Raw genomic sequence first — 7,409 nt, 5'->3', positions numbered from 1 at the left:
GCAGGAAGTAGGCGATCGGGCCGGCGAAGTTGATGAACGACGCCGCCACCCACGTGGACTTTGGGCCGTTGACTTGCGCCGGGGTCCTTTGGGAGAGGTCGCGCAGGGCTGCCACCTGCAGGCCAAGCTGCACGCAGCCAGCCAGCACTATGGCATACTTGTCGCCTTTGCTCAGGTCTTTCCAACGCTTCTTCGGGCATTTGTTGCAGGCCATGATTTCCTTCTTTCTCAGGCGATGATTTTTATCTGCGGCTTTAGAGCAGTTGGTGGGTTTGACTCAGTTGGTGTGTTCAAAAATCCAGGGCAGCCCGGTGGTGATCAGCCTGTGCCGGGCACCGGGCGGAGCCTGCGACCCAGGATAGGCCGCGTCCCCGGCCCACATGACCCCGGCGGGGCGGGTGCCGCCGTCGGGCATGAGCCAGTGAGAATTGTAGGTGGGAGGCGTGCCGACGCGAGCCTGCTCAAGTGCCTGCGCAACTGAGCCCATGGTTTCCAGGTGGCGCAGCGTGACCCACGTGGGCGGTATGAGCGTCATGGTGCCGGCCGCATGCCGGGCCAGGGCTTCCGCTGGCGTGAGCCACGCATACGCGTCATGTTCGCCCGGGTTCAGCACCACCTGCTCAGAGGATGCTTCGGCCAGCATGAACCATGTGCGGAAGCGGCGGGGGAGCTTCTGCATGGGCGTCCACTGGGCCAGCCACACCAGATCGTCGGGGGAAAGTCGCTGGCCCGTTTCCTCGGCAAGTTCACGCAGGCCGGCGGCGCGAGCGGCAGCGAGCTCATCAAGGGTGGCACCATTTTTGCCTGCCCGGTCTTCCGGGTCCACCTTGCCTCCGGGGAAGACCCAAGCACCGCCAAAGGAGCTGCTGGAGCTGGGCCGTTCAAGCATCAATGTCTCAAGGCCTCCCGCACCGTCCCGCAGCAAAACAACCGTGCAGGCATCTTCCAGCGGCGCAAGCCCTGAGCGATTTTCCATAGTGCCAGTATGGACCATCACCAGCCCATTGCCTGTGACTATACATGCGAGTAGTCTGCTATTCATGAGGGCAGCCCAGACGGATTTGACGGGCAGGGCAAGGCTGCGGGACGCGGCCATTGAAGGCTTCGCCGCGCAGGGTTTTGACGAGTCGCTGCGCACCATTGCCGCCCGCGCCGGTGTCAGCGCCGGGCTGGTACGCCACCACTTTGGTTCCAAGGAGGCACTTCGCGCGGAGTGCGATGCAACGGTTCTCGATCGCTACAGAACCCTCAAGGTGGAGAGCCTGCAGGCCGGCCCCGCCAACATCTTTGCCGCGTTCCCCGCCGCCAGGGGCAGCGGAATCCTGCTCGTGTACATCCTGCGCAGCGTGCGCGAGGGAGGCGCGGCCGGGCGCGAATTCATCGAAGCTCTGGTAGCCGAAGCGCTCACGCTCACCCGCGAGGCGGTTGACCGAGGGCTGGTGGTCCCAAGCCGCGACGAGGAAGCACGCGTCCGGCTCCTCGTCTACCAGGCTGTCGGCGCACTGGTGGTCCGCATGACCATGAATCCCACCACCGCCCTGGACGACTTCCAGGCCGTCACGGAACAGTTTTACACGGACACCATGCTCCCCACGCTGGAACTATTCACCGAGGGGCTACTCACCGACCGGAGCTATCTGGAGCAGTACCTCCAGCATGCGGGCAGCCTCCACCACCCACCCGCGGGCCCCGCAGGGGAAACGCCACCACGATAAGGAAATGTCATGTCCGCAATCGATTTGGCTGTTGAGGCCACGGGCCTGCACAAGCGTTTTGGCAGGACTATTGCACTAGCCGGCCTCGACCTGCGGGTGGAGGCCGGCACGGTGGCCGGTTTCCTGGGCCCCAACGGCTCAGGCAAGTCGACCACCATCCGGATCCTGCTCGGTCTTTTGAAGTCCGACGGCGGGACCGCCCGGCTGCTGGGCGGGGATCCCTGGCGTGACGCCGTCGAGCTTCACCGCCGCATTGCCTATGTTCCCGGGGAGGTGAGCTTGTGGCCCAACCTCACCGGCGGTCAGGCCATCGGCATCCTCTCGCGCCTGCGCGGCCACGTGGACACCGCCAGGCGGGACAGCCTCCTGGAACGGTTTGAACTTGACCCTACAAAGAAGGCCCGGAGCTACTCGAAGGGCAACCGGCAAAAGGTGGCCCTGGTGGCGGGGCTCGCCTCCGACGCGGAACTGCTGATCCTTGACGAGCCGACGTCGGGCCTTGACCCGCTCATGGAGCAGGTCTTCACCGAGTGCATCCGCGAAGTGAAGCAGGAGGGCCGCAGCGTGCTGCTCTCAAGCCACATCTTTGCCGAGGTGGAAAAGTTGTGCGACACCGTCACGATCATCCGCGAGGGCCGGACTGTTGAGGCCGGCCGCCTGGATGAGCTGCGGCACCTGCACAGAACCACGGTGTCCATTGTGCTGGACCGTGATGCTTCCGTGCTTGCCTCCGTGCCGGGCATCAACGATCTGGTGGTCGACGGCCCCAAGGCCGCCTTCACCGTGGGGGAAGCTGAACTGGGCGGGGTGCTGGCGGCCCTGTCGGCGTATGCGCCGCACACGCTGGTGTCCAGTCCGCCGTCGCTGGAGGATTTGTTCCTGCGCCACTACGGCGGACAGGCAGCCGCCTCCGCTTTCTCCGACGCAGCTGCCGCTTCCGACGCGGGTGCACCGGCACCCGCGGCACCCGCGGCAGGCAAGCACAGGGCGAGGACGCGATGAACACCGCAACGCTTGGTTCCCGCGCAGGCTCCCCGTCCCTGCCATCTTCGGGCACCATGACCGGATTGTCCATCTGTATCCGCTTCATCCTGCGCCGCAACTGGATCAGGCTGCTGGTATGGGCGGCAGTGCTGGCAGTCATGATTCCCGTGGTGTACGACTCCCAGCAGCAGGCCTTCCCCACGCAGGCCGCCCGGGACGCCTACGCACAGGTGGCCAACACCCCCGCCGTGGCCGCCATGACGGGCCTGCCATACGCCGCCGGTTCGCTGGGCGGCATCCTCGTCATCAAGATCTGGATGACACTTGCCGTCGCCCTGGCCTTTGCCTCGATCTTTCTTGTCACCCGCAACGGCCGCGCCGACGAGGAGGAAGGACGCACCGAACTGCTGCGTTCCGCGGCGCTGGGCCGGCACGCCTACAGCGTGGCGAACTATGCGGTGGCCGGCGCATTGAGCGTGGTGGTGGGGCTGCTGGTTGCGCTGCTGTGCCTGTCGGTGAAGTTGCCGACAGCCGGTTCCCTCATCATGGGGGCTTCGATCGCCGGCACCGGATTAGCCTTTGTTGCCATTGGCGCCCTGTGCGGCCAGCTCAGTTCCACCAGCAGGGGCGCCAATTCCCTGGGGGTTGTGGTGTTGGCCGTGTTCTACTTCATCCGTGCCGGGGCGGACCTGCAGACCAAGGGCACCGACGTCAGCCCCTTGAGCTGGTTCTCCCCCATCGGCTGGGCACAAAACATGCGGGCGTTCGGGCAAAACACGTGGTGGCCGCTGCTGCCACTACTCCTGCTGGCGGTTGTGGGGTGTGCCGTCGCCCTGCGGATCGAAACCAGCCGCGATCTGGGCATGGGGCTTTTGCCGCAACGGCGGGGCCCGGCAACAGCCACGGCGTTCCTGGCCAGGCCCGTGGGTCTGGTGCTGCGGTTGCAGCGTGGCTCCCTGCTGGGCTGGCTTGTCGGGGCGGTGGTTGCCGGCCTGTTCTTTGGCGGTGTGGGCAAGGCGATGAGCGACTTGCTGGACCCGTCAAACCCATTTGCGCGGGCGCTGGTGGGCAACAGCGGCGGCAGCATGCTCCAGAGCGTGCTGGCCATTTTTGCCTTGTTCAACGGCCTGCTGGCCGGCGCCTTCGCCGTACAGTGCTTGGCCGCTGCCCGGGCCGAAGAGGCTGGCGGCAGGCTGGAATCCCAGCTGGCCGGTGCACTGTCGCGCACCAGATGGCTTTTCGCCCAGGTGGTGGTTGCCGCCGCCGGTTCCGCCGTGATGCTGCTGCTGGGCGGCTGGCTCATGGGTATTTCCTCCAACGGGGCGGCCACCGGCGGCACCATGGCGCAGGCGTCATTCGCCTACTGGCCGGCCGTGCTGCTGATGCTGGGCGTGTTGTTGTTCCTGCAGGGCTTCCTTCCGCGGCTCAGTATCAGCCTGGGCTGGGCGGTGTACGGGATTTCCGTGATGGTGGCCATGTTCGGCAGCTTGTTTTCACTCTCCGAAGCAGCCATCAAGGCCACCCCGTTTGGCGCCGTTCCGCGCATGCCTGCCGAGGACTTCGCCCCGCTGCCCATTGTGGTGCTGTGCCTGATCGCCGCGTTGCTGGGCGCCTTGGGGATGTGGCGTTTCAGCACGCGGGACATCGTGCCGGAATAGTACGCGCCCGGAATGATGCGCTCCGGAGTAGCCTGAAGAAAAGTGACCACGAAGGAGGAACCATGGAACCAATGACGTTGGGCCAGGCCCTGGAACTCGAACACCGTGCGATTGACGGCGGCATCGAAGCATACATCGCCTCCCTTGCCGGTGCTGCAACGGCCGACCCCGCACCGCTGCTGTCCGCACTGACCGGCTTGCGGCGGCATATTTATCTGGAAGAGGAGTTCTTGTTTCCGCCGCTGAAGGCGGCCGGGCTCATGGGCCCCATCTTCGTCATGCTGCGCGAGCACGGCCAGCTCTGGCGCCAGATGGACACTGTCGCGGCTCTGCTGGCCGACGGCGCCGACACCGCAGCCATGCGCAACGACTGCACCAACCTACTTTCGCTCTTGGATGACCACAATTCCAAGGAGGAGCCCATCATCTACACGCAGGCCGACGACATCCTTGGCACGTCGGCCAGCAGTGAACTCCTGGCGTTCCTCGAGGCAGGCACGACGCCGGAGGGCTGGGTCTGCTCGGCAGCCTGACGACCGCCGGGGTCCAGCCGGGCGCACCAAGGTTCGAGCAGGTACAGGGCACGTGCTTGCCTGGAACTGCCTAACTTGAAGGAGAAGCCAGACGTCGTGCACCGCCGCGGACAAGCATGAGAACTATGATCAGCCCCGTCACCTGAAGGAAGCCTCCGAGCTGGACAGCGTCACCGAAAACCAGCGCAACCAGTTCCAGAACCAATAGTTTGCTGCCCGGCAGCACGAGCAGCAGCGCTACAACGTTTACCACGCGAACGCTGGCACTCTCAGTGGCCTTTATCCTCGCGACGATGTTCCCCTTGACCCGTACCACCAGGTCCAAGACCACCTTGAGTAGGATGGCCGTCAGAAATGACAGGAGGAAGGATTCAGAAATCACCGCAGGAAACAGTTGGGTAAACAATCCGAGCACCACAAGGTAGGCCAGAACATCCACAAGATCAAGGGGACGGATACGCACCATCGGAGTATACCAACGCCCGGCAACGCTTCCCGATGGAGCTTCCACGTACCTTGGTCTGCCCGCTTTCGGATGCCACTGCCCATGCGCTGGCAGGAGGAGCATGCCTTACTTTTGGAGCCGGTATCCGGCGGCCAGTGGCTTTCCGTCCGGTGCCGTAATGGTCAGCGTTAGGGTGCCATTTCCGGAATTATCAGCGCTGTCATCCAGGACGGGCGCAATCGTGGCAGGGTCGAGACCTTCCAGCAGTGCGACCACCGCAGGGTCGCCCGTCAGGACGGCCAGGGAAGCATGGACGCTGCGGGTTCCGGAGTATTCTCCCGTGAGCCACGGGATGCGGGTTTGCGCCGCCATCGGGTTGCTGCCCGTGGCCAGTTCCACCCCCGACTCCCAGGGCCCCGGGTTCCCCTGCGCTGCACTTCCCTGCCCGGGATGGCCCCAGCCCAGCACCGGAATGAGATGCGACGACACTGCGCCGCCGACGGGTGCCGCATATCCGCCTTCTCGCACGGTTGCGGATTGGGGTGTATCCGATTCCAGCACGTGCACACGCAGTTCCCACGGGCCGCGAACGGCCGTGGCGGAGGTGATGCGCCACTGCGAGTCCGTCTCCACAGCCTCATCCCCCCAGACTGGCCGGTGGGCACTGGCCAGAGTGTCCGGCGTCGTACTTTCACGGCGGTGGATGACGGTGCGGCGGGACGGTGCCTGCTGGATATCCAGGACGGCCATGTGATTGTCCAGCGGTGCGCAGTATTCCGGGGCCGTGTGAGTGGAGTAGGCAAGGCGCGAGTAGTGGGGGTCATCGCTGGGAACGATGCCCGGATAGTTGTCGCTGCCGTGGTTGGCCAGGCGCACCACGCCGTCGGTGGCCGTGCTGGAAAGCAGGAAGCCGGGGGCATGGAGTACGCGGACGGAGTCGGCTGCGGCGACGGGACCAGTCTGTTCCTGCGCGGTCCACACGGGGTGGTCTGCCGGCAGGAGCAGGCCAAGGAATCCCTTGGAGGTCCAGTACGGTGAGGCTGGGCCGGAATAGATCTGGGTCATGGGGCGGAACGTGCCAAACCAACCGCAGCCCAGCACGTTGTTCACGCCAAAGGCCCCACCGTCGTTGAAATAGCGCAGGGCCGCGCTGCCCAGTGCACGCGTGGCACCCGGTGCCAGCGGGCTGACGCCCATGAGTGCCCCGAGCCAGAGCGGGGCGGTGGCACCGAATCGGTAGATCAGTGAGCGGCCTTGGAACAGGGGGGCTCCGTTGCCGCCGAAGAAGTAGGGGAAGTCCTGAAGGTAGCGGGCCAGGCGTTCCTTGTAGAGTGCGGCCTTTTGGGAGGCAAGTTCGGGGACGCGCGGTGCTGCCATGAGCGTCCAGAGGCAAGGGTAGAGGTGCAGGGCCCAGCCCGCGTAGTAGTCAAAGCGCTGCCCGTCACCGTCGCTGTACCACCCGTCCGCGACGTACCAATCCTCGATGCGCGCTAGTCCGTTGTTGATGTCTGCCTCGTGGAAGGGCCGTCCGGTGGAGGCAATGAACTCCTGGACCATGACCTTGAACATGACCCAGTTATTGTCAGGGACGGGCATGCCAGCTGAGTGGCCCAGCCACAAGATGATCTGATCCTGTTCTTGGATGGATAGGGTGTCCCAGAGCCAAGGACGTGTCAGGTGCAGGCCAAGGACCAGCGAGGCCGCTTCCACCATGGCCTGGCGTGTGACGTCGATGCGGGGCCATGGGTTTGCGGTGGTGGGGTCAGTGCCGGCCAGCAGGCCGCAGCGGTAAAAATCGAGGTGGCCGTGCGGGTCCGCACCGGCTTCCCCGGCAACACGAAATGCGGCGAGGATGAACGTGCGGGTGAATCCTTCCAGCCCGTCGGAGATGGTGCCGGACATGCTGGCGATGCCTGGGAGATTGATGAAGGAGTGATCCGCCGTGGCGAACGGCCGCACTGCGTTCAGTTGCGCGTCGGCTGCAGCCAGCCAGTGCTCTCGCGTGTATCCGGTCAACGGGCTCAAGTCCCGATTGGGGGTTGGCATCTCAATCATGATGGCTCCCTTGCCCGTT

8 protein-coding genes are annotated in these 7,409 nt (G+C 64.9%); 4 read left to right on the top strand and 4 right to left on the bottom strand.

The genetic code is table 11. From position 1 onward, the window contains the following. Window positions 1–214 (bottom strand): hypothetical protein (locus tag Q4P21_RS15340; RefSeq protein ID WP_303389596.1); only part of this gene is annotated, 214 nt, incomplete at its 3' end. A gap of 63 nt (window positions 215–277) precedes the next feature. After that, window positions 278–976 (bottom strand): NUDIX hydrolase, encoded by a 699-nt coding sequence (locus Q4P21_RS15335; RefSeq protein WP_303389595.1) that lies wholly within the window; start codon window positions 974–976, stop codon window positions 278–280. A 64-nt stretch (window positions 977–1,040) separates the two neighbouring features. Between Q4P21_RS15335 and Q4P21_RS15330 the strand changes: the two genes are divergently transcribed. From Q4P21_RS15330 to Q4P21_RS15315, 4 genes are all read left to right on the top strand, one after another. Further along, a complete protein-coding gene (locus tag Q4P21_RS15330; protein ID WP_303389594.1) occupies window positions 1,041–1,715 on the top strand; it encodes a TetR/AcrR family transcriptional regulator in 675 nt (224 codons plus the stop codon). Window positions 1,716–1,724: 9 nt separating this feature from the next. Beyond that, window positions 1,725–2,717, top strand: coding sequence for an ABC transporter ATP-binding protein (locus Q4P21_RS15325; protein ID WP_303389593.1), 993 nt, complete (start codon window positions 1,725–1,727; stop codon window positions 2,715–2,717). Next, the gene (locus tag Q4P21_RS15320) at window positions 2,714–4,357 is read left to right on the top strand and encodes an ABC transporter permease (RefSeq protein WP_303389592.1); all 1,644 of its coding nucleotides are present in this window, start codon (window positions 2,714–2,716) and stop codon (window positions 4,355–4,357) included. Before Q4P21_RS15325 ends, Q4P21_RS15320 begins: the two co-directional genes overlap by 4 nt. Window positions 4,358–4,419: 62 nt before the next feature. Further along, window positions 4,420–4,890, top strand: coding sequence for a hemerythrin domain-containing protein (locus Q4P21_RS15315; protein ID WP_303389591.1), 471 nt, complete (start codon window positions 4,420–4,422; stop codon window positions 4,888–4,890). 70 nt (window positions 4,891–4,960) lie between these two features. Here Q4P21_RS15315 and Q4P21_RS15310 read toward each other — a convergent pair whose 3' ends face one another. Then, complete coding sequence (locus Q4P21_RS15310) at window positions 4,961–5,356, bottom strand: hypothetical protein (RefSeq protein ID WP_303389590.1); 396 nt, start codon at window positions 5,354–5,356, stop codon at window positions 4,961–4,963. Window positions 5,357–5,461: 105 nt separating this feature from the next. Further along, window positions 5,462–7,409, bottom strand: a 1,948-nt coding sequence (locus Q4P21_RS15305; RefSeq protein WP_303389589.1) for a DUF2264 domain-containing protein, incomplete at its 5' end; no start/stop codon positions are given.

Source organism: Arthrobacter sp. (assembly GCF_030540645.1).
Classification (GTDB): Bacteria; Actinomycetota; Actinomycetes; order Actinomycetales; family Micrococcaceae; genus Specibacter.
The sequence above is the reverse complement of the archived record's forward strand: the minus strand, read 5'-3'. Positions and strand labels throughout refer to the sequence as shown.

What these genes read in the sequence shown, in the direction of transcription:
- Q4P21_RS15315 (WP_303389591.1), top strand. Translation starts at nt 4,420, where the DNA reads ATGGAACCAATGACGTTGGGCCAGGCCCTGGAACTCGAACACCGTGCG.
- Q4P21_RS15310 (WP_303389590.1), bottom strand. Translation starts at nt 5,356, where the DNA reads ATGGTGCGTATCCGTCCCCTTGATCTTGTGGATGTTCTGGCCTACCTT.
- Q4P21_RS15330 (WP_303389594.1), top strand. Translation starts at nt 1,041, where the DNA reads ATGAGGGCAGCCCAGACGGATTTGACGGGCAGGGCAAGGCTGCGGGAC.
- Q4P21_RS15320 (WP_303389592.1), top strand. Translation starts at nt 2,714, where the DNA reads ATGAACACCGCAACGCTTGGTTCCCGCGCAGGCTCCCCGTCCCTGCCA.
- Q4P21_RS15335 (WP_303389595.1), bottom strand. Translation starts at nt 976, where the DNA reads ATGGAAAATCGCTCAGGGCTTGCGCCGCTGGAAGATGCCTGCACGGTT.
- Q4P21_RS15325 (WP_303389593.1), top strand. Translation starts at nt 1,725, where the DNA reads ATGTCCGCAATCGATTTGGCTGTTGAGGCCACGGGCCTGCACAAGCGT.